Consider the following 26,045-nt stretch of genomic DNA (forward strand, 5'->3'; position numbering starts at 1 on the left):
TAGAGCAGGAAGGAGATGAGCCGACGATGGCTAGAGATTTGCCGATTGGCAATGGGAATGTACTGATGAATTTCGATGCGCATTATAACTTGCGTGATATTTATTTTCCTTATGTGGGCCAAGAGAATCAAGCGATTGATCATTTGTCGCATTTTGGCGTGTGGACGGCTGAGGATTTCTTCTGGATCGATCATCCCGAGCTGCGCAAGCAGGCCGGATATTTAAATGATTCGATGATCACGAATGTCGAGTGCAAGCACGAACGCCTGGGGCTGAGTCTGCTGCTGCGGGACGGAGTGGACAAGCAGGACAATGTGTTTGTTCGCAAGGTCACGGTGGCGAATCAATGGAACCGCGAGCGTCAGGTGAAGCTGTATTTCCATCTGGACCTGCATCTGTACGGCAATGGAGTCGGCGACACGGTCTACTATGACCCGGATCTGAACTCTCTGGTGTTCTACAAGGGACACCGGTATATGACGCTTTCCTGCAGAGGAGCGGAAGGAAAAAGTTCTGCGCCCTCCTCCTACGCCACCGGACAAAAGGAAATGAACAGGCTGGAAGGGACATGGAGGGATGCGGAGGACGGCCAGCTCGGACGGAATCCGATCGCCCAAGGCTCCGTAGACGGCACGATTGAGCTGGAGCTGACGCTCCCAGCCGAAGGGACGGCTGAGGCCTGGTTCTGGGTCTGCTTCGGACAAAGCGCAGCCGAGGTGAACAAGCTGGAGCGGCAGGTTCGCGAGGCAACGCCTCATGCGCTGCTGCAGCGCACCTATAATTATTGGAAGCAGTGGCTGGCCCAGGATCGTCATGAGCTGGATCTGCTTGACCCGGAGCTTGCTTCGTTCTATAAGCGCAGTCTGCTCATCATCCGGGCTCACACGGACAACCGGGGAGCGATCGTAGCGGCTAACGATTCGGACATAATGAAGTTCGCCCGGGATACGTATTCCTATATGTGGCCGCGCGACGGCGCCCTGATCTCGCATGCGCTGGACCGGTCCGGTTATTTTACGCTGACGCGGCGTTTTTTCAACTTTTGCCGCAAGGGGCTGACGGAGGATGGCTTTCTGCTGCATAAATACAACCCGGACGGCTCTCCCGGCTCCAGCTGGCATCCTTGGATCAACGCGCGTGGGGAAAAGCAATTCCCGATTCAGGAGGATGAGACGGCCTTGGTGCTGTATGCGCTGTGGCATCATCACCGGTTGGCCGGCACAATCCAGGAAGCGCGCAGCGATTACGAGTCCTTTGTTATTCCCGCCGCCAACTTTATGGCTGGCTACAAGGATGCGTCCGGCCTTCCTCTGCCGTCCTATGATCTGTGGGAAGAGAGATATGGGGTACATCTGTTTACGGTTGCGAGCGTATACGGCGGGCTGATGGCCGCGGCTGCATTCGCGGAATATTTCGAAGACAAGCTGCGCGCGCTCCGGTTCCGTGAGGATGCCCTCCGGATCAAGCAAGCGGCTGAAAAGCATCTGTACTCGGAGGAAGCGGGCCGCTTTATCCGTTCGCTGTATTGGAATGCCGAGAGAGAAACCTATGAGCCCGATCTTACTTTGGATGCCAGCATGTATGCGGTGTTCGACTTCGGCCTGGTCCAGGCGGACGATCCGGGAGTGGCCGCCACGATGAAAGCTATTCGCGAGAAGCTGTGGGTTCAAACGGAAGTGGGCGGCCTCGCGCGGTATTCCAATGATTATTATCATCAAGTGACGAAGGATATAGAGCGAGTGCCCGGCAATCCATGGTTTATCTGCACGCTGTGGTACGCGGAGTACGTGATCGCCGTTGCCAAAGATGCCGCCGGGCTGAAGGAAGCCGAGGAGCTGCTGCGCTGGACGATGGCACATGCACTTCCTTCAGGAGCGCTCGCTGAGCAGGTGCATCCCTTCACGGGAGAGCCGTTGTCCGTATCGCCGCTGACCTGGTCGCATGCTTCATTTGTCAAGGTCACGCAGGAGTATGTGTCAAAGCTCAAGTGGTTCCGGCACCAGCGCAAGGGGCAGGAGGATCAGAGCGATGAGAAGCTGCTCACCCCTTCCGGGAGGCAGCAACCATGAAAGCAGTCAGGGTAACAGGGCTGAACGCGGCCTCTGAAGCGACGCATGGGGAGGGGCCGAAGCTGGCGTACGGCGACATGGAGAAGCCCCGGCGGAGCACGGCATCGGATGTGCTGGTGCGAGTCCTCTGCGTCGGCCTTGACGGTACGGACCGCGAGATCATGACGGAGAAGTACGGCTTGCCGCCGATGGGCGAAGATTCGCTCGTGATCGGACACGAGTCGTTGGGCGTCGTCGAGGAAGCCGATCCAGCTACGGGGCTGCATCCCGGAGATGCGGTCTCCGCGCTGGTGAGGCGGCCCTGCGCAGAGCCGTGGTGCGTCAACTGCCGCAATGGGAAGCAGGACTATTGCGAGAGCGGCCATTATCTGGAGCGTGGGATCAAGGGAGCTCACGGGTACATGTCCGATTATTATGTAGAGGATGCGCGTTATCTTGTAAAGGTCCCTTATGCACAGCTCCGCCATGGCGTTCTGACGGAGCCGCAAAGTATTGTGGAGAAGGTATGGGATGAGGTGCAGCGCATCCAGCAGCGACTGGTGTGGCAGCCTAAGACGGCGGTCATCCTGGGCTCCGGCCCGCTTGGTCTGCTGGCCGCGCTCACTTGCCGCTGCTTGGGGCTGGAGACGCTGGTCTGGTCGAAGACCCCTTCTGACTCTGCAGCAGCTGATATTGTCAGGCGGTGCGGAGCCACGTACCAGCAAGCGGATGTCTGGCAGGCGGGTAAAGAGCGGGGAGAAGCAGGAGGAGGCGGGAAGGGAGCGCGGCCGGATCGTACGGCTCGTGAAGTGGAAAACGCCTATGACGGGGAGACGGCTTCTCAACTGGCCGCCTTTCTTCAGACGCAAGGAAAGCGGGCCGATCTGATCGTGGAATGCACCGGATACAGCCCGCTCGCCTTCGATGCGATGAGCGCGCTCGGACCCAACGGCGTATTGGCGCTTCTCGGGGTTACGCCGGGAAGCGCCAGCATCAAGATACCGGCCGATCAGATCAACCGGGAGCTGGTGCTGGAAAATAAGTGCATCGTCGGTTCGGTCAACGCTTCGCGCAAAGATTTCGAGACCGGTCTGTACCGGCTGAAGCGGATGGAAGAATTATTCCCGGGCGTATTGGATCAGCTGGTGACGGAACGGCTTACGCTGGAGCAGCTGCCCGGACTGGACTTCAGCCGGATCGGCATCAAGGCGGTTGTCGACTTCGTCTCGCCTGAGCAGTGGGCAACGCTGGCGAAGCCTGCTGCGGCTGAAGTCGATTACAGCTTCTCCGTTTGAACCCGAATGCCCCGATTGGACGATAGGTCCAATTGGGGCTTCGGCATTCTTTCATGGAGCCAATCAATAGTGATATAATAGATTGATTCCATAGGATATGAAAGATAAGGGAGCGAAGCTATGAACTGGAAACCTTTCATTCGTGAAAACGGCTTGCATCTATCTTGGGTAGTCGCGCTTGTGGCGATGCTGGGAAGCCTCTATTTCTCGGAGATTCTTCATTACGCACCTTGCAAGCTGTGCTGGTATCAACGCATTTTGATGTATCCGCTGGCTGTCATTCTTGGTATCGCGGCCGTACGGAAGGACAAGCGAATCTATTTGTACGTGCTTCCTTTGTCCGTCTGGGGGCTTGGCATCTCTCTTTATCATTATCTGATGCAGAAGACAGGACTATTCAAAGACGGGGCCAAAGCCTGCGGCCTGGTGCCTTGCGATGTCGATTATATCGATTGGTTTGGTTTCGTGACGATCCCTTTCCTGGCTCTTGTCGCATTCGCGCTGATCAGCGTGTTTATGCTGCTGCTGTGGGCTGCCGGACGGGAAGAGGCCGGCAAAGGGGTTCGCTCGGAAGGCTAGATCGCCCGCCGATACGAAGCTGTCATACATTTGGAAATGCGCTTGGATGAGAGACAATCCGGACTACGGGTCCATCAGGCTGCCGTGAGCCAATCATCATTCGCCGCGGCCGGACGCGTCTAGTATACTGGTACATAGACTAACCCGCTTACATAATCCGTATCGCCTTCTCCGTCTGGAGTCAAGGCTTTCGCGACTGGAGGAGACATCATGACCGGATACCGCACCTTGGCGATAGGCATTGTGCTCGCATGCGGCTTGACCGCTTGCAGCGGTGACAACGGAGAGAAAGTCAAGGAAGGGGATCGCCTGGGAGCAGTCTCCGAACAGCCGGCGGCGACGCCGGATACGGACAGCGCTATCGTGCCCGGCCCGCCGGCTAACCCTGTCACTTCGGGGAGCGCTGAGACGGAGCCGGGACGGCCGCCTGCGCAGGCCGAGGCTTCTTCCGAGCCTGTCCCGACTGCGGACAAAAAAACGCCCGCGCCCAAGGCAACTGATAAGGAAACGACGACCGGCTCCGTATATGGTGGCGGGGCTTCCGGAGCAACCGGGTCCGGTGCGGGGACCAGTGTGAAGAAGCCGCAAGGGCCGAAGAGCGGCGATCGCAAGGAGCTTTCCTGGTATTATATGAAGAAAAACAAAGGCCAGGTCCCCGGATTTCCCGGCGAAACCAAGACGTTTACGGACGATATGAAGGCGCTGTGGGTCGGCACGGGCAAAAAGGTATATTTGACTATCGACACGGGCGGAGACCTCGGCGATATCGCTACGCTGGTGAAGGCTCTGAAGGATAACAACGCCAAAGCCAATTTTTTCATCGCGGGCTACAATGTGAAGAAGAATCCTGATTATATCCGCCAGCTGGTGAAGGACGGTCATCTGGTTGCTAACCACACGATGACGCATTCCGACATGAATACGCAGACGGACGAAGAAGTACGCAATGAAATCCGGGATTACGAGAAGCTGTACAAGGAAGTAACGGGGGAAGACATGCGGCCTTTCTTCCGCTTCCCCTACGGCAAATACAGCAAGCATCTGCTGGAGCTGGTGTCGGACATGGGCTATACGTCGGTGTTCTGGTCCACGGCCATGCGCGATTGGGAGCCGCGAAAGAACGGCGCCGACGATCCTTATAACGACATCATGAATAATCTGCATGACGGCAATATTATTCTGATGCACCAAGGCTCTCCGGAAAATATCGAGGCGCTGGACCGGATTATCAAGGCCATTCAGAAGGCCGGTTATACGCTGGCGCTGCTGGACGATATCGAGCCGCCGCAATAACAGAGGGTGGGGAGAGGCATGACGTGACACCCGTTCACCGGGCAAGTCCATGGTGACCTTTCCTCACCCGCATACATATTCTAGAAGAAGAGCATCAAGTCTTACAACATCCTATGATGAAGGAAGCGAACACACGTGCAGCAAGCGATTGCCATATTGGATTCAGGGGTCGGCGGACTAACGGTGGCTAAGGAGATCATGCGTCAGCTGCCTCAAGAGAAAATCCTTTACTTCGGCGATACGGCCAGGACGCCTTACGGACCGAGGCCGGCTGAAGAAGTCATCAAGTTTACGCATCAAATCGTCGATTATTTGCTCCAATATCAGCCCAAGATGATCGTGATCGCTTGCAATACGGCGACAGCTGTTGCCATTGATGAAATCAGGGCCCGGCTGCCGATCCCCGTTATCGGCGTCATTCATCCGGGAGCGCGGGCGGCTATCAAATCAACCAGAAATCAATTCGTCGGCGTCATCGGCACAGAAGGAACGATACGTAGCGGCGCATATGAGCAAGCGCTTCGCCAAATATCGCCCAGCATCCAGGTGGTGAGCCAGGCTTGTCCCCAATTCGTACCGCTGGTGGAGCGGGGCCTGTTCCGGTCGGATCAGACTACCCGGGTTGTGACGGAAGCATTGGCTGAGCTGGGCAAGCTGCCGCTGGATTGTCTGATTCTCGGCTGCACGCATTATCCCTTCCTCGCCGATGCGATCTCTGAGGTGATGGGACCCGGGGTGAAGCTGATCAGCTCGGCGGATGAGACGGCGCGCGAAGTGAGTACGATTCTGTACCACAAGGGCATGCTGGCCAACAGCCCCTTGATACCGGTGCATCAATTTTTCTGCAGCGGCGATCCGGCCATGTTCCGCATGATCGCCCAAAGCTGGCTGAATGAACAGATCCGGGTAACGCCGGTCGTCTGGCAGGTTCCGAATATTATATAAACCTGCGGCATATGCTCGGATATACGTGCCGCTTGCGGCACGGACAGGATGCCGGGGGTGTATGCAGGATATGACTTTCCCTTACGTAGTCAGGCGCGGAGACACTTGGGAACGCATCGCGTTGCGGTATGGGCTGACGGTCGAGCAGTTGATGCAGGTGAACAACGAACCGGGTGGACCGGTTGAGACGGGGATGAAGCCGGGGGCTGCCGTCCGTATTCCAATCTTGCCTGCATGCAGCTACGCGGTGCAGGCCGGGGATACGCTGGAGGAGGTAGCCCGACGGTTTCGTCTGGAGGTCGATGAGCTGCTCGGGGCAAATCCGGGCGTTCATCCGCGTCGTTTGCGCATCGGACAACCTCTTGCCCTGCCGCAGTCTTATTGTCTCGTACGAGCGGTGGAAGGCGTATATGGTTACAAGGAGCTGACTGGGCAGCTGGAGCAGCTTCAGCGGGAATACCCGCTGCTCGAGACCGGGACGATCGGCTGCAGCGCGCTCGGAGCTCCTATCCCTTATGTACGGATCGGTCGTGGCGAGCGGGAGATTCATTACAATGGCTCATTCCATGCCAATGAATGGATCACCTCGCTGCTTCTTATGCGGTTTGTGGAACAGTTTGCTTCTGCGGCTGCAAGCGGGAGGCCGTTGGCTGGGCGCGATGCGTCGCGGCTGATGGAAGAGGTGTCCTTATGGGTTGTGCCGATGGTTAATCCGGATGGCGTCGAGCTTGTTGTACGCGGGGCTTCCCCTGATCATCCGTATTACGAGAGGCTGATCGCCTGGAATGCAGGGTCGGCGGATTTCTCGGGCTGGAAAGCGAATATCCGCGGCGTGGACCTGAACGATCAATTCCCGGCTTATTGGGAGACGGAGCGTGATCGCAGGGATGTGCCGGGCCCCGGACCGCGCGATTATACAGGTCTGTGCCCGCTCTCCGAGCCGGAAGCGATCGCAATGGCCGACTTTACGGCAGAGCGGAACTTCCGTCTGGTCATGGCCTTTCATACGCAAGGCAGGGAAATTTATTGGAATTACCGGGATTACGAGCCGGAGGAGTCGGCAGCGCTGGCGCTGCGGTTCGAGGAGCTGAGCGGATACCAGGCCGTGAAGCTGACAGGCAGCGACGCGGGCTACAAGGACTGGTTTATCCGCGAGTACGGGAGGCCGGGATTTACAATTGAAGCAGGCTATGGCGTTAATCCGCTGCCGCTTCAGCAATTCGGATTAATCTATCAAGAGCTGCTGCCGCTGCTCGTTGAAGGGCTGCTTGTCTGAACAAGGAAAACCGCCGGGATATTGCGTACCGGCGGTTTTTGCGCTCTCAAGAAGGCGGGAGGCAGTATGATAACGTTGCGCCGCCCTTGGAACGAGTTTAGGGTAAGATAAGTATAGTAAAATAAAAAGGAGGTTTGAGAACCATGCTGAAACGTATCTGGTCGCTGCGTGAGTGGGGTCATGTGTTCCGCCGGATTATTCCGCTGATGCTCTCTTCCCGGGTGCCCTTGGGAGAAAAGCTGCTCTTCGCCTTGCCGGCGCTCATCTATTGGATAGCGCCGGATCTGCTGCCGTTCATGCCGATCGATGATATCGCGTTTACGCTGCTGCTGATGAACGGCTTCACAAACCGTGCGGAGCGCAAGTACGGCGGATAGCGAGACAGGCTGACAAGCTATTTGATGGCGGCCGGATCGGACTCATATTCTTCCGCAGGCATGCGAATCCATTTCTTCAGGTAACCTTGCTCGTAAAGTGCCTTGATCAAGATGATCAGCACGGGTGACAGAATAAGCCCGGCCACTCCGAACAGCTTGAGCGAAATGATCATAAACGACAGCATCGTGAAGGCGGACACGCCCAGCGAATCGCCCGTAATTTTGGGCTCCAAGATCTGCCGGGTGCCGATGACGACGGCTAGCAGCACGGCCAGCCAGATCGCAAGCGAGGTTTGACCTACGACGAGCAGGTAGATGATCCAAGGAATGAACAGTGTCGATACGCCGAGCAGCGGCAGTACATCGAAAATGGCCGACAGCAGGGCGATGGAGAAGGCGTTGCCGACGCCGAGCGCCAGCAGGGCGATGAAGATGACGACAAAGGTGATGCCGATCAGCTTGGCTTGGGCCTTAATATACGTCACGATGCCGAGCAATACGTTTTCCCGCAGAAACTGGAACGCCTTCTTGAAGGTTTTCGGCGTTTTCTCCGACGCGATCCGTTTCCAGGACTGAATCTCGATGCTGAGGAAATAAGCCAGAATAATGCCGATCGCGAAGTTGACGACGAACGTGGAAAACGAGGTCAGCATACCGAACAGACTGATCAGGAACGTTCTTGCGAGCGCCGTAGCCTTCTGTATGATATCGACGGAGTATTCCTTGGCCTTCTCTACGAGATTCAGATCTACCGGCAATGTGCCGATCAGGTTCTGCAGCTGTCCCGTGCGGTTCATGATCTCCTTCTCCAGCACGACCGCATAATCCGGCAGCTTGTCGGCCAGCCAGATGATCTGCGTGGTGAAGATGGCTCCGGTTCCGACGATGACTCCGAGGATGACGATGACGAATACAAGCGTCGAGATGGCAGCCGCAATCGATTTGGGCAGTCCCCGGCGATTGAGGAAGCGCGCCAGCGGCTCATTGATCAGATAAATGACGAACGCGATAAAAATAGGCTTGGCTATGTTGTACACGTGGCTGAATACGAACATAAACAGGTACACGGTCAACACAAGCAGCGCCATATCGAAGATCGTCTTGTAATATTTGCGATAAAACGAAATCATCCGTTCACCTTAGCCTTTCCGGTCAAGCGCGTCTCTGACGGCAGACCATAGCTTTCTTACACTTTTCAGAACAAGTTTGCATCCATTTCCTTCATATTAAAAGACTCCTGGGTTCTGCGCAAGTCACTGTGCAATACGGGGAGCGCGCGGAGGTGGTTTCAACGCAGAGGCGGTTGCTTTCGGCGCAAGGTTTTTATACAATAAGGGGAAACGCAGAGTGGGAGAAGTGACTGAACGATGAAATGTAAAATATCGCGCAATGCGGCTAAAGTATTGCTGGCCGAGATCGACAAGGAAGAGAACAAGGAATTGAAGCTTCGTGTTTATATCACGCACAAGCATGGAGATCATGCTCACTACGGCATGGGGATGGACACGCCTACCGACAATGACGAGGTTGTAGCGACGGACAGCGGTATCGAAGTCATTCTCCAGAAGGACGAGCCCTTGCTCGACGGCGTTCGCGTCGACTATTTTTATGTGCCGGAAGAAGGCTTTGCCGTTACGAATCCAAGCAAGGGTAATCACGGGGACCATTGATCAGGCCGCGCTAAGAAAGGGATGGCCGCATGGCTAACGATATACGCGTTTGCGACAAGTGCAAGCACATGAAGATGAAGACAGCGGTGTCCAAGCTGCAGAAGCTGGCGCCCGACGCAGATGTTAAAGTAGGCTGCAAGTCATATTGCGGCCCGTGCTCTCGTTTCGCTTTCATTTTTATCAATGGCAGGTATGTGACGGGTGCAACCGAGGACGAGGCTATCGAGAAAGCCAGCAAGTATATAAAATAGCATGGCTAGCCGCCGTCAGCCCTGGGATTCAGACCCAGGGCTGTTTGCGTGGGAAGAAAAACGTACAAAAGGTCCTTTTCATCCGAGAAATGATCCAAAAGTCCTTATTTATTACGAAAAAATAGTCACAAAGAATTATGTATACTCTTCTTCGTATCTTTTATTCTTAGTAAAGAACAATATGGTGCGAAAATGGACTCGAACGTACTCGAATAAAGGCAAACCGGGCGAAAGCCTGAGGACGCAAAGCTACAGGGGCTTAGACGCTTAGAACGAAGCGTGATGCCAGCCAGTTTCCGAAGGACGGAGCGAATGTTGGGCTGTATGCCGAGGCGACTCCAGTACTGAGGGCGGGAGTCGTTTTTGCCGTAAATTGCAGGGAGGCCTAACCGATGGTTAATCAGGAACGCAGCATCATGAGCAAGCAAGGCTTTTACACGAAAATCGGCGGTAATTTCATCGGCGTATTTTTGTCTTCGGAAGGACCGAAGCTGTTTGTCAATAAAGAAATCTATGAACTGACCAGCCCTCATTGGGATGTTGAAATGATCCGGGGACGCAGCCGCCAAATGCTGACCTTTTATTGGAAGGGCGAGGTGAAGCTTTCCGTTCAATGCGAAGCGGAGCAAGACCTGTTCCTTCCGTTATTCGATTATTTGCTTTGCCGCCCGCAGAAGCTGAAGCATGCTTGATTTTGGCTAACGCAGATACGGCCGCTCCGTGCAGTAACGCTTCGTTCGGACGCCTTTTTTAAGCAAGAGGCGGCCGCGCGGCCGGATGTATGAGACGGCCGTTTCTGACGTTACAGCATTTATGAGCTGGAGCTGGGCTCCGCAAAGTACCTGGAGTCGGCTTCGAAGCAAACGCCCGCTTTGCAGGGCTTTTTTTGCTGTCTGAACAAGGACTGGCTATTGTGCGCCAAGGAGGCAGCGATTATAATAAGATCATATTACATCTAGTTCTTGCGGACTATAAGCGGGAGGATTTGCATGCGGCTGATTACGCGTTCGGATTTCGATGGATTGGTATGTGCGATGCTATTCAAAAAACTTGGCATGATCGACGGGATGAAGTTCGTTCACCCCAAGGATATGCAGGACGGTCTTATCGAGGTAACTTCCGATGACATTCTGGCTAATGTTCCTTATGTGCCGGGCTGCGGACTTTGGTTCGACCATCATTCCAGCGAGCTTGAGCGGAACGGGGAACAGGCTGAGTTCGAGGGAGAGGTTAGGGTTGCGCCGAGCGCCGCTCGCGTCGTGTACGACTATTACGGAGGCAGGGAGCGGTTCGGCGCCGGACTGGATGACATCATGGCCGGAGTGGATAAAGCCGATGCCGCCCAGTTCAGCGCACAGGACATCCTTCACCCGCAGGGCTGGGATCTGCTTTCCTTTATCATGGATGCGCGGACAGGTCTGGGGCGTTACCGGGATTACCGGATCAGCAACTATCAGCTGATGGAAGAGCTGGTCGATCACTGCGCACATATGGGCATCGAAGAAATTCTTCAGCTGCCCGACGTGCAGGAGCGGGTTAAGCGGTATTGGGAGCTGGATCAGGAATACAGAGCGATGCTCGCTCAGTACACGCGCACGGACGGCAACGTGATCGTAACGGATCTGAGAAATGTAGAGACGATCTACCCGGGCAACCGGTTTATGGTGTATGCCTTGTACCTGGATCAGAACATCTCGATCTGGGTCGTGGACGGACGCAATAAACAGAACTGCGTATTCGCTTGCGGCCACAGCATCGTCAACCGCACATCGCAGACCAATGTCGGAGCGCTCATGCTGGAGCATGGAGGCGGTGGCCATCAGGCCGCCGGCACATGCCAGATCGCATATGAGCAAGCGAACGAGGTGCTTGCGAGCTTGATCGAGACGATGAAGCGTAACGGCTAGCCGAGGCAAAGAAACAGCCTTGATCGATCCGGAGCAATCCGGCATAGATCAAGGCTGTTTCGCTGTAAGCCGCGGACCGCTTCATGCGGGAAGTCGTGGTTTGGAGCTATGGCCTCCGGTCGTTCTTGCCCTCGTCCGGCTGGCTCGACGATTCCTTGCGCCAGCCGTACAGGCCGCCTGGAGCGAAAAACTGGAACAGGTTGCACTCGATGCGTCCGTTGAAAAGCTTGCGCTTCTTGTCCGCCGGCCGGCCGAGATAGTGCTCGAGCTGTTTGCTTGGACTCAGCATATACGCAGACCAGGTCGGCAGCTGCTTGTACATCTGGCCGAATTGACGCAGCGCCCGTTCCGCTTCGCTGTGATCGCCGAGCCGCTCTCCGTATGGAGGATTCGTCACGATGCAGCCATAATCGCCGGCCGGAAGCGCCTTGGCTACGGGAATTGTCTTGAAGGACAGATCATTGCCCAGTCCGGCGGCTTTGGCCGAAGCCAAGGCGACTTCGATCGCGCTGCTGTCGATATCGGAGCCTCCGATCTGGAGCGGGATATCGTCCTTGACGGCGTCATAGGCTTCTTCGCGGGCCTGCTCCCACAGCTCTTCGCCGATGATAGGCCAGCTCTCGGCGTTGAAGCTGCGCCGCAGGCCAGGAGCCAGATTCCACCCGATCATCGCCGCCTCGACAGGAATGGTGCCTGAGCCGCAGAACGGGTCGTACAGCGGCTGCTGAGGCTGCCAGCGGCTGAGCAGCACCATCGCGGCAGCCATCGTTTCCTTGAGCGGAGCTTCGGTCGCGAGCTTGCGGTACCCCCGCTTGTGGAGACCTGGCCCCGTCGTATCCAGCGTAATGGTCGCGATGTCATTGAGCAGGGATACCTCGATGACGTAACGGCCGTCCGTCTCGCGGAACCACTCGGTGCCGTAGCGCTGCTTCATGCTTTCGACGACTGCTTTCTTCACGATGCCCTGGCAGGCAGGGACGCTGGAAAGCTGAGATTTATGGGAACGTCCCTCGACAGGGAATTCGCCGTCCTCGGGAATCCAGTCGGCCCATGGAAGCGCTTTGACGCCTTCGAACAAGTCATCGAAGGTTTTGGCTTCAAACTGGGCCATCCGCACAAGCACCCGGTCCGACGTGCGCAGCCAAAGATTGGAGCGGCAAATCGCAAGAAAATCGCCGGTATAGCTCACGCGGCCGTTTTCCACGTTGACCTGCTCATATCCGAGTTCCCGCACTTCGCGGGCGACGACGGCTTCGAGACCCATCGGCGAGGTGGCAATCAATTGAATAGGTGAAGAGGAAGACATAATAGGTTTCACTCCGAATCGGACGAGTTGAACTGCTTGGCATAAAGCCATACAATAACCTAGTATAGGCGATTCCCGCTGAATATACAACGCGGAGGCGCAAGCCCTGAGAGAAGGAGCCGTAGAAGATGAAGCATGAGATGTCGCAAGAGCAGTATGCAGAGAGCTTGTTTGAATCGGATGCCGTGCTGGAGAAAGTAAAGGCGTCTCTCCTGGAGCGGGGCATCCGGGACATATCGATCGCGCCCGGCTACGGCAGATTGCTGACGCTGCTCGTGAAGTCCGCAAGGGCGGCCGACGTGCTCGAGATCGGCGCGCTAGGCGGCTACAGCGGCATTTGTCTGGCTCGCGGGCTCTCTCCGGCGGGCAGGCTCGTGTCCCTGGAGCTGAAGCCGGAGCTGGCTGAACTTGCCCAGTCCAATCTGAGCATGGCAGGATTCGGCGACCAGGTGGAATACCGGGTCGGCGAGGCGCTGGATAGTCTCCAGCGGCTGCAGGAAGAGGGCTGCCGGTTCGATTTCTTTTTTATCGACGCGGACAAAGGGAATTATCCGAATTATTTGGATTGGGCGCTGAAGCTTGCCCGCCCGGGGGCGCTGATCGTCGGAGACAACACCTTTATGCGAGGCAAGACGACGGACCCGGCGGAGAAAGGTCATGGCGTGACGAGGATGCGCGAGTTCAATGAGCGGATGGCCGGCGATCCGGGATTGGACAGTGTGATGCTGCCGGCCTATGACGGTCTTGCTATCGCCAGAGTCCGGGAGACGGAGTAAGCAATAGGTATTGGGAATAAGACGCGAGCACTCGCTTTCCGTCAAGGAATCGGGTGCTCGCTTTTTCAAATTCCAAGGACACGGTTAGGCGTTTATCATTTGTGGGCCATGTAAAATGACTTCGCGTCGCTAACCGCTGCCCTTCGACTCCGCCTGCCGGAGCGGGGCCAGCGTGCTCCGCGCCCAGAAGGCGTTTATCAGCAGAAGGACGCTGGAAATGAGGAAAATCTGCTGAATGGTGATAAAGCCCGACACAGCGCCGCCCACGACAGGGCCCAGCATGTTGCCCAAGCTCAAGAAGCTGGAGTTGAAGCTGTAGGAGCGGCTTTCCATCCCGGAGGGGGTATGCTTGCGGATTAGGGCGTTAACCGTAGGCAGCAGCCCGCCGAGGAAGAGGCCGAGAAAGAACCGGGCAATCAACAGCTGCCAGACGTTTGTGACCAGAGCTTGGGGGATGGAGGCCAAGCCGGCGCCGATCAAGCAGCCGATCAGAATGCGCTCGGGCCCGATCCGGTCTGCCAACCGGCCTAGTACAGGGGCCGCTGCCATGTTGGAGAACCCGGTGACGGAGCCGACCAGCCCCGCATAGAACGCCAGCATATTGCCCTCCCCGTGCAGCTTCTGCACGAACAAGGGCAGCAGCGGCTGGACGCTGAGCAGGGAGAACTGGATCAGGAAAGTGACGGCGTACAGGGACGGCAGCTGGCGTGTGCGCCGCAGCTCGCCGAAGCTGGACAGCAGCGATTGCTTCGGCCGTGCTGCCGCTTCCTTGGCGTCGAATGTTTCTTTGACCAGCCAGGCAACGAGCAGCGATGCGGCGAACAGCAGCCCGCCGGTGATGAAGAAGATCGGCCGGAAGCCAACCCACTCGGCCAGAAGCCCGCCGATAAACGGTCCAAGGATGGAGCCTGCCACCGCTCCCGATTGCAGGGTGCCCATGGCGAAGCCCATTTTCTCCCGCGGCGTATTGGCGGACATCAGCGCCACGCCTGCCGGGACGAAGCCCGCTACTGTGCCGTTCAGCATGCGCAGCAGCAGCAAATGCCAAGCCGTGCCGGCAAAGCCCATCAGCGTCATGACGATCGCCATGCCGAAGCCGGAGCGGAGCAGCATAACTTTGCGGCCATAACGGTCGGCCAGCCCGCCCCAGAGCGGTTGGAACAAGAATGAGGTGACGAAGTTTGCGGCAAAAATAAGCCCCGCCCACACCGCGACTTCATGTTCGTTATGCATGCCCATTTCTTGCAAGTATAAGGGCAAAAAGGGGACAATCATCGTCATGCCCGCCATGACCAGAAATTGCCCCGCCCACAGGACGATCAAATTAATTTTCCAAGTTGCCAAACTGTTCTCCTTCTTTCCACGTCCGGCATCCCGCCGGAATTCCGAGCGAGCCTATGACTAGCTTGTCACAACAGGCCAAGCTCTACTCGCGCGCAGGCTACTGCTCCCGGCCGTTCCGCTGCTCATAGCGGTAGCGCTCGAGCTCCGGCAGGTTTGCCTCCTCGGCAATCGCAACAGCCCGCTCCATATCGTAAGGCACACGAACCCATTGCAGGCCCAGCGGCGCCTCTGACCGTCCGCCGATCTCTCCTTCTATCGTCACATAGCTAGCCTGGGGCAGCCCGTCATAAGGTGCGCCGACGCTCCCCGTATTAAACAACACCAGACCGCTTTGCTTCTTGGCAGTCAGCGTCTGCATGAAAGGGATATGCAGGTCGCCGTATCCGACGATATCCGGTCCAGCCTCCGTGCCCGGGAAAGGACCCGTTGCCGCCGTATTTTCGAAAAAGCCGAGCTTTTCTTTCTTATCCGCTTTGCGGGTGATTCGGTGGTAGACGCTGTCTGCGGAAGCATGCACGAGGCGGAGCCGGTGTCCGCTGATCCAAAGCTCGTAGGAGAACGGCAGCTCTGCCAGAAAGCTGAGCTGGGCGGGCGACAGCCGGTCCTTCTGCCACTGGGCGGAGCCTTTGTCCTGCGGGCGGACAATGCCGTGGTCCCAGTTGCCTTGTATCGTAGCTTCGCAGGTTTCTCGTATGCGCTCTACGGTTTCCGACGGCTGGGGTCCCTTTCCGACCAGGTCTCCGAGACAAACGATCCGGCGTATGCCTGCAGCCCGGATATGAGCGAGCACGGCCTCCAGCGCTGTCATATTGCTGTGAATGTCCGAGATCAACGCGATTTTTTCCATGCTCTCAGCCTCCATGTATGTAGGTATCATCTCGAAACTTCGGCTGTGTCATTATATCACAGAGCGCCATGAAGCACAGATTTTTGGGACATTTGACCATGACCGGGCATGGTCATTTTGGTATAATAGAGTGTGATTTGCGGCAAGTCCGGTAAAGGAGTAGATGATGATACAATCCCGCACAGAGAAGCACAAAAGCGAGAAGAAGGATCACAAGACCCTTTGGTTGAAAATTGCTGTCCTGTCTGTGATCACGATGGGGGCGTTTGCTTATTTGATCCAGTGGCTTGAAGCCGGGCAGGAAGCAGGCAAACTCCCTGTGGAATCGTCCGTAGCGTTGGCCAAGCCGCCTGCCGAAGCTCCGCCAGCCAATCCGATTACGCCCTCGACCGGCTCCCCATGGCTGTCTTCCGGGGAGAAGCTGGCTCTCGATGGAAGCTCGCAGCTGCAGACTCCTGCAGAAGAAGCCCCGGCAGGCGGGGGCCAGATCAGCATGACCTTTGTAGGCGATGTGATGTTTGCCGGCAAAGTGGAGGAGCTGCTGGCCAAAAACGGGTACGAATATCCCTTCAAGTACGTCAAGCCTTACCTGGAGAAGGCGGACATTACGGTTGCCAATCTGGAGACGCCAATCACCTTGCGAGGAGATGCCCAGTCGAAGGAATATGTGTACCGTTCGTCTCCGCTAGCGCTGCCTGAATTGAAGAAGGCCGGGGTAGACCTGGTCAATCTTGCCAATAACCATTCGATGGATTACGGCGAGGTCGGGCTGGTGGACACGCTTGATCATCTCGATGAGCAGGGGATTCTTCGCGTAGGCGGAGGGCGGACGGCTGAGGAAGCTTACAAGCATGTCGTGGTGGAGCGGCAGGGGATGAAGGTTGCTTTCCTGGGCTTCACGCGGGTGCTGCCCGAGACGAGCTGGATCGCTACGGCGAAGAAGCCGGGACTTGCTGCGGCGCACACGAGCAAGGCGACGCTGGAAGCGGTGGCGAACGCCCGCAAGGAGGCCGACCTTGTCGTAGTGATCGCGCATTGGGGAGAAGAGCGCAAGTCTCATCCGGTAAGCATTCAGACGGATCTGGCACATCAATTTATCGATGCGGGAGCGGATCTGGTCATTGCCAGCCATCCCCATGTGCCGCAAGGCTTCGAGCAGTATAAAGGCAAGTGGGTCGCTTACAGCTTAGGGAATTTTATTTTTACAACGAATGATGTGCCGGAGACTTGGGACAGCATGATTCTGAACGCGGCCTGTACGAAGGAACGCAGCTGTGAGATCAGTCTGGTGCCGATCCTCACCAAATGGGCTCAACCGATCCGCATGGTGGAGGACCAGGCTCAGAAGCTGTTCGAGAGGCTGACGAAAAATTCGATCAATGCCAAGGTGAACGCGCAGGGAGCCGTGGCCTTGGGACCGGTCAGGACGTTCCCCGCTACCGTCGTCAAGCCGCCCGTGACGAAGGAAGCGAACGCAACAAGCGGGGCCAAGACCGAACCAACCAAGAAATCTCCCGCCACGAAGGAGACAACCGGGACGAGTCCAACCAAGACCGATCCGGCCAAGAAGACGCCCGCAACGTCCGATACCAAAACGCCGGAGACCAAGAAACCGGCTGGCGCTTCTGCGGACAATAAGAAAAGTACGGGGCAGCCGGCAGGAAGCGGGAAGTCCGGTTCAACCGATAAAAGTACCGGCAGCACGAGCAAAAATAAAAGCGATGACAGCAAGAGCACGCAGGGGGGCGCCAGCAAAGCCGCTGACGGAACCAAATCCTCGTCATCGGCCGGCAAACCGGCCTCAGCCGCTGGTTCACCCTAGCACCGCTGGGTAAGTTAAGCAGGAACATTTGAAGGCGAGAGGACGAGAATTTTGATGGACATACGCCGTATCCGCAACATCTATTGCGTGGGAAGAAACTACGGACAGCATGCTGCCGAACTGGGAAACAGCGTTCCGGAAGAACCGATGATTTTTTTGAAGCCGACGCATGCTGCGATCGTTATGGACGGTACTGCCGTTGAGCTGCCGGGCGATCGCGGGGCGCTGCATTACGAAGCGGAGCTTGTGCTGCATATCGGCCGGGATTACATCCCGGGGCATACCGTTGACGAACTGGTGGACGCTGTATCGCTTGGCATCGATTTCACTTTGCGGGATGTGCAGAACGTCATAAAAAGCAAGGGATATCCGTGGCTGCCCGCCAAAGGCTTTCTCCGCTCCGCCGTTATCACACCGGCATTTGCCTTCCCCGGGGCGCAAGCTGTGTCAACGACCCCGTTCAGCTTGCGCCGCAACGGGCAGCAGGTTCAGCGAGGCGATGCCTCGCAGATGATCTTCCCCCTGCAAACGCTTGTCGATTACATAGCAGCTCACTACGGGCTCGGGGCAGGGGATTTGATTTATACGGGCACCCCGGCAGGTGTGGCGGCGGTCATGCATGACGACCGCTTCGAGCTGTTGTGGGATGACCAGGTGGTTGGTGCTTTTACGGCAAAGCTCGGGGCTGCAGGCAGCTGAGGTTGCAGAGAGGCAGGATACAAGGGGGAGGGAAGAAGTTGTTCGATATAAACGGCTTTAGTCGGAAGAAAAATCATGATGAAGCTTTCAAAAAGCTGCTGCAAACTTTTTTCGCCGAATTCATTCAACTCTTTTTCCCGGATATTGATGAACTGCTGGATCATCGGCAGACCCGGTTCCTGATGCAAGAATTGCTTGTAGATATTGTCGGCGAGGAAGCTAGGAAGCTGGATTTGCTGCTGGAGACCCGGCTCAAGGATCATGACGCTTATATTCTTGTTCATCTGGAGCCGCAATCCTACAAGCAGTCCAAGTTTAACGAGCGGATGTTTATTTATTACAGCCGTTTGTTCGAGCGGCACCGCGAGGAATATAAGCTGATTATTCCTATCGCGGTTTTTACGTCGGATGACTGTGGCGACGAGCCTAATACGGTCACTATGGAAATTCCGGGACGCCGGATTATGAACTTTGAGTTTCTAAAAGTAGAGCTGAAGAAGCAATCGTGGCGCATGTTCATAGACTCGGATAATCCGGTAGCTGCAGCATTATTAGCCAAGATGGGTTATAATAAAAAAGAAGAGCGCGAAGTCCGGTTTGCCTATTTGCGTATGCTCTTCAGGCTTCACGAAAAAATAGACGACGCGCGGCTTGCCCTTATTATGTCAATCGCCGATATGTATTTCGAACCGAATAAGGAGCAGGATGAATCCTTATTGCAAGAGATAAGAGAACTATACCCGGAGGAAGGTGAAGCGCTTATGGAATTGATGCCGGCCTGGAAACGATGGGGATACGAGGAAGGTATGGAAGAAGGGATCGAGAAGGGTCTGGAGAAAGGCATAGAGCAAGGCATAGAGAAGGGCATAGAGCAAGCGGTTCGAAAAATGCTCGATAAGGGCTTCTCACCGGAAGAAATTGCGGAAACGCTGGACTTGCCTATGGATGGGATACGGAAGCTGGCGCTCAAAAATTAGACTCGTCTGCGGGCAACGGGCTGAAGGGACGCCGGACATGGGGCGTCCTTTTTGGCATACGGCGGAGCAGCAAAGGATGGCCAGGTGAAGGCGATTAATTTTAGCAGGATAAGAAGTAGTGAAGTAAGCATACGAATGAGCAGGAGGAGTCAAGGATGAAGCAAATACGTCGTTTCGTGATGACAATCTGGCTGTGCGGAGCCATCTTCACGGGCCTGAACGAAGCGAAGGCGGAGGGTGAAGCTATCCCTGTGTATCTGGATGGCAATCATCTCCGATTCGAGGTGCCTCCCATTCTCGAAAACGGAACGACGCTGGTGCAGTTCCGGCCGATTTTCGAGCGGCTGGGGCTGACCGTCGGATGGGACGAACAGACGAGAGAGGTGACGGGTACCAAGCGGGGGCTGGTAATTAAACTCGGGATCGATGAGCCTGACGCAATCGTCAACAATCAACCGACGATGTTGGAGCTTGCACCGCGATTGGTCGACGGTCATACATTTGTCCCGCTCCGATTTGTCAGTGAAGCAAGCGGGGCGGAGGTTGTATGGGATGGAGAAAATCATCGTATCTATATCAGAAGCGCCGGGTCGCCTACGACCGGTACGGGGAGCGGGGACGCAGAAGCCGAAGAGAAGCCCCAGCCTGATAAGCCGACCAAAAGCGACAAGGGCACCTATACATATCCGAATGGAGATAGTTATACCGGTCAACTGGCGAACGGCAAGCCGGAGGGCAAAGGCAAGCTGGTGGATGCGGGAGGCAAGCTGCTGTTCGATGGGACGATGGCTGACGGTGAGCCTGTGGAAGGACGATACAAAACTTACTACGCGAACGGCCGGCTGGAGATCGACGGACGTCTTCAGGAAGGCGTATTGAGCGGCGCTGGGAAGCAGTATACGGACGGCGGCAAGCTGCTGTTTAGCGGCATGTTTGCCGCGGGGGAATGGCAGTCGGGCACTTTATATGCGGAGAATGGAGATAAGTACACCGGCGAGTTCAAGAATGGAAAACCGGAGGGGAAGGGCAAGCTGCTCTACAAAAACGGGGATACGTATGAAGGAAGCTTCTCAGACGGCATGCGGGAAGGCGCGGGCATTTATACGACTTCCAAAGGGGACAAGCTGGAAGGGACATTTCGCCTTAATCTGAAGCATGGCGTTATCCGTCACTATGACAAAAAAGGCAACCTGCTGTCGGTCAGCGAGTATGCCAATGATGTGCTGGTTAGCCAAGTAAATCTCGGCAAGGAAGCTGTCCCAGTGCCGGGCACGTCCGAGCCAGGAACCTCGAGCGTTGTCCAGGCTGAGAAAAGCCGGCATGAGAAAGCCGTCCAAGACATCAAGGAACGGTATCAAGCGGGCAAAAAGCTGCTGGATGACCAGATCGCGCAGCTGCGCAAAGAGCAGCCCGGCCTCTATGCAAGCCAAGCGGCATTCGAGCAGGCATTGAACGAGGCGGCGCTCAAGCAAACCTCCATTCAATCCAAGCTCAGCCTGCTCGGCAGCGACCGCTCCCAAGCGGGAGAGGCGGCCAGAGCCGAGTTAAACAAGCAGCTAGAGGCGATAAAGGCTCAGATGGCGCTTATTCAACAAAAAGGCGTGGCTCAGCGGCAGATCGAACATCTGAAGGAACAGCTGTCATTGCTCAAAAGCAAATATGACGCCGAGCTCAAGCATGAGAACACCCAGCATGCCAAGCTTATCAAGACGCTGCAATGAGCTTGCGGGCTAAGTCATGTATCCGAATATTGATCGCGAATAAGCAGAAGCTTAGGAAGCTGCTGCATGAACACATCGACAAGCTGCGGGTCGAAATGCTGCCCGCGCTCCTCTTGAAATAACTTCAGGATGCGGTCCAGCTCCCATGCTTTTTTGTACACCCGCTCGCTGCCCAGCGCATCGAACACATCGGCTACGGCGGTGATCCGGCTGAAAATATGTATAGCTTCTCCTCGCAGGCCGGAAGGGTAGCCGCTGCCGTTCCACTTTTCGTGATGCTGATGCGCCACGGTGGCGGCAGCTTGCAGCAGGCTTCGCTTGGAGTTTTTGAGCAGATTATATCCGATAGTCGTATGCGACTGCATGATCGCGAATTCTTCATCGGTCAGCTTGCCCGGTTTTTTCAGCACCTCGTCCGGGATGGCGACCTTGCCGATGTCATGCATGGGAGAGACGATCTTCAGCAGCTCCGCTTCATCTTGACTTAAGCCTATGCCGAGAGCCAGCACATAGGAATATTCCGCAACCCGTTTGACGTGATTGCCGGTCTCCTTGGAACGGCTTTCGCCGATTTCGCCCATCGTGAAAATGATTTCCTTCTGAGTTTCTTCAATCTCGGCCGTGAGCAGAGCGGATTCCAGTGATTTGCCGACATAGGAGGCGGCCAGCGTCAGATGCTCCAGGTCTCGCTCGGAGAATACTTCCTCGGAGGTCAGCTTGTTTACAGCCTGGTAGACGCCCATGATCTCGCCCTGATTGTTGCGGAAGGGGATGACCATCAGCGCTTTCGTCCGGTAGCCGGTTTGTTTATCCATCGCTATGGCCCCGCTCTGCAGAACATCCTGAAATTCGATATTGGTATACGCGTTCTCTATAAAGACCGGCCGGCCGGATTGAACGACATGGCCGACTAGACCGGCGGTGCTGGGCAGGCGGAGCGGGGGAACCCCGTGAGCGACGGTAGAATAAAGCTCATTTTTTTGGCGGTCCAGCAGCCAAACCGTGCAGCGGTCGGAGATAATCATCTCGCGGCCCATATCCGCCATTAGCAGCAGGAGCTCGTCCAGACGCCGTTCATTGGCGATTTTGGCGGCATAATCGAAAATAACCCGCAGCATTTCCTTAGGCTCCAGGTCACGCTTTGTTCGCAATTCGCCTCCCGCGTAGTTCTCTGGCACGGCGGTTCACTCCTTAAGTTACATTATCCTAGTCAAATGATATTATATTCTTTGCAGGTCTGTAAATATAGATTATTGAGTGTTGAACTATTTATTGCGGGAAGCATTCGGTGATGGGGAGAAGGAGGCGGCAAAATGTCCTATCTTTGGATGGATGGAATTATAGGAATATCAGGCAGCCTGCTTATAGCGGGAGCTGCTTACTGGAAAAGATCATTGTCCGCTTCCGGAGCGGCCGCCGCGGTGGTGCTGGGCAGCGCCATGTATATGCTGGGCAGCGCGCCTTGGTTCGGCACGCTGATCGCCTTTTTCATCAGCTCTTCGCTGCTGTCCAAGTGGAAGCGGCGGCGGAAGGCGGAGGCGGAGAGTGGTTATGCCAAAGGCGGACGAAGAGATGCGGGACAAGTACTGGCGAACGGCGGGCTGGGTCTCGTTTTATGCGGCTTGGCCGCTCTATGGCCGCATAACGCTTGGTGGTTCGCATACCTCGGCGTGATGGCGACGGTAACGGCGGATACGTGGGCGACAGAGATCGGCGGTTTAAGCAAACGGATGCCGCGCTTTATTTTAACGGGGCGAGAGGTGCCGCCCGGCACTTCAGGAGGGATTACGCCGCTTGGTCTTGCCGCCTCCGCAGCCGGAGGTCTGTTTATAGGCTTTGTGGCCTGGAGCTTAGGGGAGCTGCAGGGAGGCGGGGAGCTGTTAGGCCAAGATACTGCGCGCAGCCTTCCTGTCCTGCTTGGCCTATGCCTTGCCGGAGGAATATGCGGCTCCTTGGCGGATTCGTGGCTTGGAGCCGTCTGCCAAGCGATGTACCGCTGCAAGGTTTGCGGCAAGGATATAGAAAAGAACCGCCACTGCGAGGCAGAGGCGGTCCGGACGCGAGGATTCAATTGGATGACGAATGACGTCGTCAATGCGATCAGCTCACTGGCGGGAGGTTTGATTAGCGCCTTGATGGGCTTCTTGTACCTCACTGTGATTTAAATCGATATCCTTTTCCTCATAAAATTTGCGTGAATAGGATTTGCTGGTCGTGTAGATAGCCAGGGCGGATACAAGCAGACAAATCACTATGGATATGACGATAATCAGGGTTACCATGGGAGCGAGATACCTCCATTCCAGCAGTAGTCCTCCTTATTCTAACTCAGTTTCCCGGATTAATTCCAGTCGCAAATGAGGCGGATTCGTTAACGTTTGGGTGACCATGGCGGAAGTGTGACAGAGCCGACCTCCTGCAGGTCCGATAGACGATTGGCCGTGATCTTGTTCAGGGATGCCGAATATAGCGTATCTTCGATATACAGCAGCCGCTCAATGTTGAGATCGCTTTGATACCAGCGGCTGCCCGCTCGCTCCAAGTCTTCCTTGGCCAGATGAGTGACCTTGCCGCGCAGCTGGAAGCCCTTATTCAGGTCGATCCCGTACACATAAGCGCCCTGGAAAGCGAACTCCCCGTACGCGTCGGCGGAAGCGGCAGTCCTATCTTTAAGCTCCATGACCGTAACCGGGAAGGCGAGCACATTTTTTTCTTTGGAGAACAGCAGAGCTTTATGATTATTCAGCAGCTCCGAATGAGTCCCGCGATCCCCGATCGTTTCCTTGAACAGCTCTTTGGGCTGGGATACGTCCGAAACATCGAACAGCGCGATCTTCATGCCTTGATAATAAGCCAGCGAGTCTTGGCCGGTCGTTCCGGTACCGGCAGCTTTCCTCGGCACTTCCACTGCTTCTTTGCCGAAGCCGATCAGATGATTCTCGTCATAGGGGTGCAGGTAATCGCTGTAGCCTGGTATTTTCAATTGTCCAAGAACTTTCGGAGCCTTCGGATCGCTCAAGTCGATGGCAAATAAAGGATCGACATTGCGGAAAGTCACCATATAGGCGCGTCCTCCTGCATAGCGGACAGAGTAGATTCTTTCCCCCGGCGCCAGCCCCTCCAGTTTTCCGGCTACGTTCATCGACGAGTCAAGCGTATAAATATTATTTTTGGACGTATGCTCATCATTGCGCCACATCTCTCCGCTGGTGGTAGCGATGCGGAAGTAACCGTCGTATTCATCCATAGCGAACTGATTCAGCGGCTGACCGGGAACTTTGCCGCGGCCGGAGTAACGCACAGTGCCGTTGTTCAACTCGAATTTGTATACAGCCGTTCTGAAGTCAAAGTACGGCGGCGTCCAACCTGGCGGTACCAACGTTGTTGCAGTGCTGTCCGCACTTACGCCTGAACCGCCTTGCTGAGCTGCCAGCGGACCGGTCTCCACAGGCTGAATCTCATTGGCAGCTACATACAGGCTTGTAGGCGATGCATAGACATGCTGTCCGGAGCCGAGATAGCTGGTCACCTGCATGCCTTTGTCGGGACTTGACAGATCAAGGCCGCCGATCAGCAAATAATTGGGTTCAACGGCCTGAGGGAAGTAGCGGACATCCTCCAGTCCGATCGTTCGGAACGCGTCGCCGATGGCGGAATCGCGGTAGGCGGGCAGCGAGGCCGCTGATTCTTTATCCGCCATGCTAAGATTCTCACGCATCAGCCCATACGTATTGAAATATTTATTGGTCACCATATACAGCGCATCTTGGACCTTGCGGGAGGAAATATATTGTCCCTCCAGCTCCGCCTGACGGACAGGCTTCAGCTGGCTGCGGTCCGTCAGATCGTAGACAAGCACCTTGGTCGTAGAGCGGACCGGCATAGGCAGAATGGCAATTTTCTTGAGCTGCGGAGAATTTGCCTGAATGCTGCTCGCAGCTTCGGAATTCGCAGCCTGTGTACGGACGGCTGGAGCGCTGGCAGCGGGGACCGCCTCGTTCAACGGCATCGGTCCTGCGGAACCGGGGTAGGAGCTGGTTCCTATGACGATCAGATGCTTGCTGTCCACATAAAGCTCACGCGGGTAGAAGGCCGCATCTTCCCAATAAACGCTGCTGACGACCGCCATGCGGTCTGCCGGAACTGCTGAAGTGATAAGCACGCGATCCCGGTTCACCTGGTATATGAACTGGCCGTCGGTTTTGATGATGTCGGCTTCATCGACTCCTTCGACCTGCACGTTAGTCGCGGAGTAGGCTGAGTCCTCCGATGATGGCGGAGCAGGCGCTGCAGCCGCTTGGGATTCGGCGACGGCCGCAGTAGGGACAACCATCATCTTGTCGACGACGGACAGCCCGTAGCTTCCTCCGGAGGTTTTGCCCGATTCCTCCAACAGCTCCTCAAGCCGTTTTACAGAGCCCACGGTTGGCAGGCTCTTGTCGGCATCGTTGATGCTGACCTGTCTGCTGCTGGAATCCCAGTATACGTTGAAATCGAAGGATTCCCCGAAAAAGCGCAATGGAACGAGTAAGCTTTCCTTCTCAAGGACAGGAACGGTCGGTAAAGTGAGTTCATTGTCACCTCTATAAGCCTTGGGGCTGTCGATGGTCATCCGCAGAGATGAAGCCCCCTTGACCGCGGTGACGGTTCGGGAAACATCGTCCCAATTCACCTGGACGCCAAGCGCCTCGGATACATCGCGCAAAGGAACCAGCAGCGTATTTTGGGCGAGACGCGGCGGCAGGTCGAAGCGGACAGGCTGTCCGTTCAAGACAAGCGAAATATCCGGTTCAGCTTGATCCGCCTGCGAGGCTGCCGGAGTGATCGAGAGCAGCAAGGCCAGGGAAAGCGCGGGTGCTATCCATCTCCTCTTCCTCTTGGATATCATCAAAACTCCTCCTTTGTATGTACA

Annotated in this window: 23 protein-coding genes and 1 riboswitch; of the genes, 17 read left to right on the forward strand and 6 right to left on the reverse strand. The window is 56.0% G+C overall.

Annotated features, from left to right (window positions below):
- The first annotated feature begins 26 nt into the window (after window positions 1-26).
- From BLR08_RS02885 to BLR08_RS02915, 7 genes are all read left to right on the forward strand, one after another.
- The gene (locus BLR08_RS02885; protein WP_072328134.1) at window positions 27-2,069 is read left to right on the forward strand and encodes a glycoside hydrolase family 15 protein; all 2,043 of its coding nucleotides are present in this window, start codon (window positions 27-29) and stop codon (window positions 2,067-2,069) included.
- Entirely contained in the window at window positions 2,066-3,343 is a 1,278-nt protein-coding gene (locus tag BLR08_RS02890) for a glucose 1-dehydrogenase (protein WP_072328135.1), read from the forward strand. The genes BLR08_RS02885 and BLR08_RS02890 overlap by 4 nt, the downstream gene beginning before the upstream one ends.
- A gap of 120 nt (window positions 3,344-3,463) precedes the next feature.
- Window positions 3,464-3,922, forward strand: a complete 459-nt coding sequence (locus BLR08_RS02895) for a disulfide oxidoreductase (RefSeq protein ID WP_072328136.1) — start codon at window positions 3,464-3,466, stop codon at window positions 3,920-3,922.
- A 210-nt stretch (window positions 3,923-4,132) separates the two neighbouring features.
- Window positions 4,133-5,215: a polysaccharide deacetylase family protein gene (locus BLR08_RS02900; RefSeq protein WP_072328137.1), complete on the forward strand. Its 1,083-nt coding sequence runs from the start codon at window positions 4,133-4,135 to the stop codon at window positions 5,213-5,215.
- Window positions 5,216-5,350: 135 nt separating this feature from the next.
- A complete protein-coding gene (racE, locus tag BLR08_RS02905; RefSeq protein ID WP_072328138.1) occupies window positions 5,351-6,160 on the forward strand; it encodes a glutamate racemase in 810 nt (269 codons plus the stop codon).
- A gap of 61 nt (window positions 6,161-6,221) precedes the next feature.
- Window positions 6,222-7,436, forward strand: a complete 1,215-nt coding sequence (locus BLR08_RS02910; RefSeq protein ID WP_371117072.1) for a M14 family metallopeptidase — start codon at window positions 6,222-6,224, stop codon at window positions 7,434-7,436.
- 143 nt (window positions 7,437-7,579) lie between these two features.
- Entirely contained in the window at window positions 7,580-7,813 is a 234-nt protein-coding gene (locus BLR08_RS02915) for a hypothetical protein (RefSeq protein ID WP_072328139.1), read from the forward strand.
- A 17-nt stretch (window positions 7,814-7,830) separates the two neighbouring features.
- Here BLR08_RS02915 and BLR08_RS02920 read toward each other — a convergent pair whose 3' ends face one another.
- Entirely contained in the window at window positions 7,831-8,943 is a 1,113-nt protein-coding gene (locus BLR08_RS02920; protein ID WP_072328140.1) for an AI-2E family transporter, read from the reverse strand.
- A 237-nt stretch (window positions 8,944-9,180) separates the two neighbouring features.
- Here BLR08_RS02920 and BLR08_RS02925 point away from each other — a divergent pair, with 237 nt between their 5' ends.
- From BLR08_RS02925 to BLR08_RS02940, 4 genes are all read left to right on the forward strand, one after another.
- Window positions 9,181-9,483: a heme biosynthesis protein HemY gene (locus BLR08_RS02925; RefSeq protein WP_072328141.1), complete on the forward strand. Its 303-nt coding sequence runs from the start codon at window positions 9,181-9,183 to the stop codon at window positions 9,481-9,483.
- 29 nt (window positions 9,484-9,512) lie between these two features.
- Window positions 9,513-9,734: a YuzB family protein gene (locus tag BLR08_RS02930; protein ID WP_072328142.1), complete on the forward strand. Its 222-nt coding sequence runs from the start codon at window positions 9,513-9,515 to the stop codon at window positions 9,732-9,734.
- Between the two features lie 207 nt (window positions 9,735-9,941).
- Window positions 9,942-10,035: riboswitch (cyclic di-GMP riboswitch) on the forward strand.
- Window positions 10,036-10,126: 91 nt separating this feature from the next.
- Window positions 10,127-10,426 carry a hypothetical protein gene (locus tag BLR08_RS02935; RefSeq protein ID WP_072328143.1) on the forward strand — a complete coding sequence of 100 codons (300 nt, stop codon included), beginning with the start codon at window positions 10,127-10,129 and terminating at the stop codon, window positions 10,424-10,426.
- Window positions 10,427-10,723: 297 nt separating this feature from the next.
- A complete protein-coding gene (locus tag BLR08_RS02940; RefSeq protein WP_072328144.1) occupies window positions 10,724-11,641 on the forward strand; it encodes an exopolyphosphatase in 918 nt (305 codons plus the stop codon).
- A 106-nt stretch (window positions 11,642-11,747) separates the two neighbouring features.
- Here BLR08_RS02940 and BLR08_RS02945 read toward each other — a convergent pair whose 3' ends face one another.
- Complete coding sequence (locus tag BLR08_RS02945; RefSeq protein WP_072328145.1) at window positions 11,748-12,947, reverse strand: THUMP domain-containing class I SAM-dependent RNA methyltransferase; 1,200 nt, start codon at window positions 12,945-12,947, stop codon at window positions 11,748-11,750.
- 128 nt (window positions 12,948-13,075) lie between these two features.
- Here BLR08_RS02945 and BLR08_RS02950 point away from each other — a divergent pair, with 128 nt between their 5' ends.
- Entirely contained in the window at window positions 13,076-13,723 is a 648-nt protein-coding gene (locus tag BLR08_RS02950) for an O-methyltransferase (RefSeq protein ID WP_072328146.1), read from the forward strand.
- Window positions 13,724-13,852: 129 nt separating this feature from the next.
- On the opposite strand, the gene BLR08_RS02955 is transcribed toward BLR08_RS02950, so the two are convergent.
- Both BLR08_RS02955 and BLR08_RS02960 read right to left on the reverse strand, forming a co-directional pair.
- Entirely contained in the window at window positions 13,853-15,067 is a 1,215-nt protein-coding gene (locus tag BLR08_RS02955; protein WP_072328147.1) for an MFS transporter, read from the reverse strand.
- 97 nt (window positions 15,068-15,164) lie between these two features.
- Window positions 15,165-15,914: a metallophosphoesterase family protein gene (locus tag BLR08_RS02960; RefSeq protein WP_072328148.1), complete on the reverse strand. Its 750-nt coding sequence runs from the start codon at window positions 15,912-15,914 to the stop codon at window positions 15,165-15,167.
- 163 nt (window positions 15,915-16,077) lie between these two features.
- On the opposite strand from BLR08_RS02960, the gene BLR08_RS02965 reads away from it, so the two are divergent.
- The 4 genes from BLR08_RS02965 to BLR08_RS02980 all read left to right on the forward strand — a co-directional run bounded on the left by BLR08_RS02965 (window position 16,078) and on the right by BLR08_RS02980 (window position 21,133).
- Window positions 16,078-17,736 (forward strand): CapA family protein, encoded by a 1,659-nt coding sequence (locus BLR08_RS02965; RefSeq protein ID WP_256257393.1) that lies wholly within the window; start codon window positions 16,078-16,080, stop codon window positions 17,734-17,736.
- Between the two features lie 54 nt (window positions 17,737-17,790).
- Window positions 17,791-18,435: a fumarylacetoacetate hydrolase family protein gene (locus tag BLR08_RS02970; protein ID WP_072328150.1), complete on the forward strand. Its 645-nt coding sequence runs from the start codon at window positions 17,791-17,793 to the stop codon at window positions 18,433-18,435.
- A gap of 38 nt (window positions 18,436-18,473) precedes the next feature.
- Window positions 18,474-19,412: an Rpn family recombination-promoting nuclease/putative transposase gene (locus tag BLR08_RS02975; protein ID WP_176835399.1), complete on the forward strand. Its 939-nt coding sequence runs from the start codon at window positions 18,474-18,476 to the stop codon at window positions 19,410-19,412.
- A 155-nt stretch (window positions 19,413-19,567) separates the two neighbouring features.
- Window positions 19,568-21,133, forward strand: coding sequence for a stalk domain-containing protein (locus BLR08_RS02980; RefSeq protein ID WP_072328151.1), 1,566 nt, complete (start codon window positions 19,568-19,570; stop codon window positions 21,131-21,133).
- Between the two features lie 14 nt (window positions 21,134-21,147).
- On the opposite strand, the gene BLR08_RS02985 is transcribed toward BLR08_RS02980, so the two are convergent.
- Window positions 21,148-22,311, reverse strand: coding sequence for an HD domain-containing phosphohydrolase (locus BLR08_RS02985; protein ID WP_256257394.1), 1,164 nt, complete (start codon window positions 22,309-22,311; stop codon window positions 21,148-21,150).
- A 150-nt stretch (window positions 22,312-22,461) separates the two neighbouring features.
- On the opposite strand from BLR08_RS02985, the gene BLR08_RS02990 reads away from it, so the two are divergent.
- Window positions 22,462-23,298, forward strand: coding sequence for a DUF92 domain-containing protein (locus BLR08_RS02990; RefSeq protein WP_072328380.1), 837 nt, complete (start codon window positions 22,462-22,464; stop codon window positions 23,296-23,298).
- Window positions 23,299-23,504: 206 nt separating this feature from the next.
- Here BLR08_RS02990 and BLR08_RS02995 read toward each other — a convergent pair whose 3' ends face one another.
- Window positions 23,505-26,021, reverse strand: a complete 2,517-nt coding sequence (locus tag BLR08_RS02995; protein ID WP_072328152.1) for a beta-propeller domain-containing protein — start codon at window positions 26,019-26,021, stop codon at window positions 23,505-23,507.
- Window positions 26,022-26,045 lie beyond the last annotated feature (24 nt).

Source organism: Paenibacillus sp. cl123 (assembly GCF_900101595.1).
Classification (GTDB): domain Bacteria; phylum Bacillota; class Bacilli; order Paenibacillales; family NBRC-103111; genus Paenibacillus_G.

Coding starts and splice junctions, on each gene's coding strand:
- BLR08_RS02945 (WP_072328145.1), bottom strand. CDS start 12,947: ATGTCTTCCTCTTCACCTATTCAATTGATTGCCACCTCGCCGATGGGT.
- BLR08_RS02935 (WP_072328143.1), top strand. CDS start 10,127: ATGGTTAATCAGGAACGCAGCATCATGAGCAAGCAAGGCTTTTACACG.
- BLR08_RS02980 (WP_072328151.1), top strand. CDS start 19,568: ATGAAGCAAATACGTCGTTTCGTGATGACAATCTGGCTGTGCGGAGCC.
- BLR08_RS02950 (WP_072328146.1), top strand. CDS start 13,076: ATGAAGCATGAGATGTCGCAAGAGCAGTATGCAGAGAGCTTGTTTGAA.
- BLR08_RS02910 (WP_371117072.1), top strand. CDS start 6,222: ATGCAGGATATGACTTTCCCTTACGTAGTCAGGCGCGGAGACACTTGG.
- BLR08_RS02970 (WP_072328150.1), top strand. CDS start 17,791: ATGGACATACGCCGTATCCGCAACATCTATTGCGTGGGAAGAAACTAC.
- BLR08_RS02995 (WP_072328152.1), bottom strand. CDS start 26,021: ATGATATCCAAGAGGAAGAGGAGATGGATAGCACCCGCGCTTTCCCTG.
- BLR08_RS02890 (WP_072328135.1), top strand. CDS start 2,066: ATGAAAGCAGTCAGGGTAACAGGGCTGAACGCGGCCTCTGAAGCGACG.
- BLR08_RS02900 (WP_072328137.1), top strand. CDS start 4,133: ATGACCGGATACCGCACCTTGGCGATAGGCATTGTGCTCGCATGCGGC.
- BLR08_RS02885 (WP_072328134.1), top strand. CDS start 27: ATGGCTAGAGATTTGCCGATTGGCAATGGGAATGTACTGATGAATTTC.
- BLR08_RS02965 (WP_256257393.1), top strand. CDS start 16,078: ATGATGATACAATCCCGCACAGAGAAGCACAAAAGCGAGAAGAAGGAT.
- BLR08_RS02930 (WP_072328142.1), top strand. CDS start 9,513: ATGGCTAACGATATACGCGTTTGCGACAAGTGCAAGCACATGAAGATG.
- BLR08_RS02960 (WP_072328148.1), bottom strand. CDS start 15,914: ATGGAAAAAATCGCGTTGATCTCGGACATTCACAGCAATATGACAGCG.
- BLR08_RS02895 (WP_072328136.1), top strand. CDS start 3,464: ATGAACTGGAAACCTTTCATTCGTGAAAACGGCTTGCATCTATCTTGG.
- BLR08_RS02925 (WP_072328141.1), top strand. CDS start 9,181: ATGAAATGTAAAATATCGCGCAATGCGGCTAAAGTATTGCTGGCCGAG.
- BLR08_RS02920 (WP_072328140.1), bottom strand. CDS start 8,943: ATGATTTCGTTTTATCGCAAATATTACAAGACGATCTTCGATATGGCG.
- BLR08_RS02915 (WP_072328139.1), top strand. CDS start 7,580: ATGCTGAAACGTATCTGGTCGCTGCGTGAGTGGGGTCATGTGTTCCGC.
- BLR08_RS02990 (WP_072328380.1), top strand. CDS start 22,462: ATGGATGGAATTATAGGAATATCAGGCAGCCTGCTTATAGCGGGAGCT.
- BLR08_RS02940 (WP_072328144.1), top strand. CDS start 10,724: ATGCGGCTGATTACGCGTTCGGATTTCGATGGATTGGTATGTGCGATG.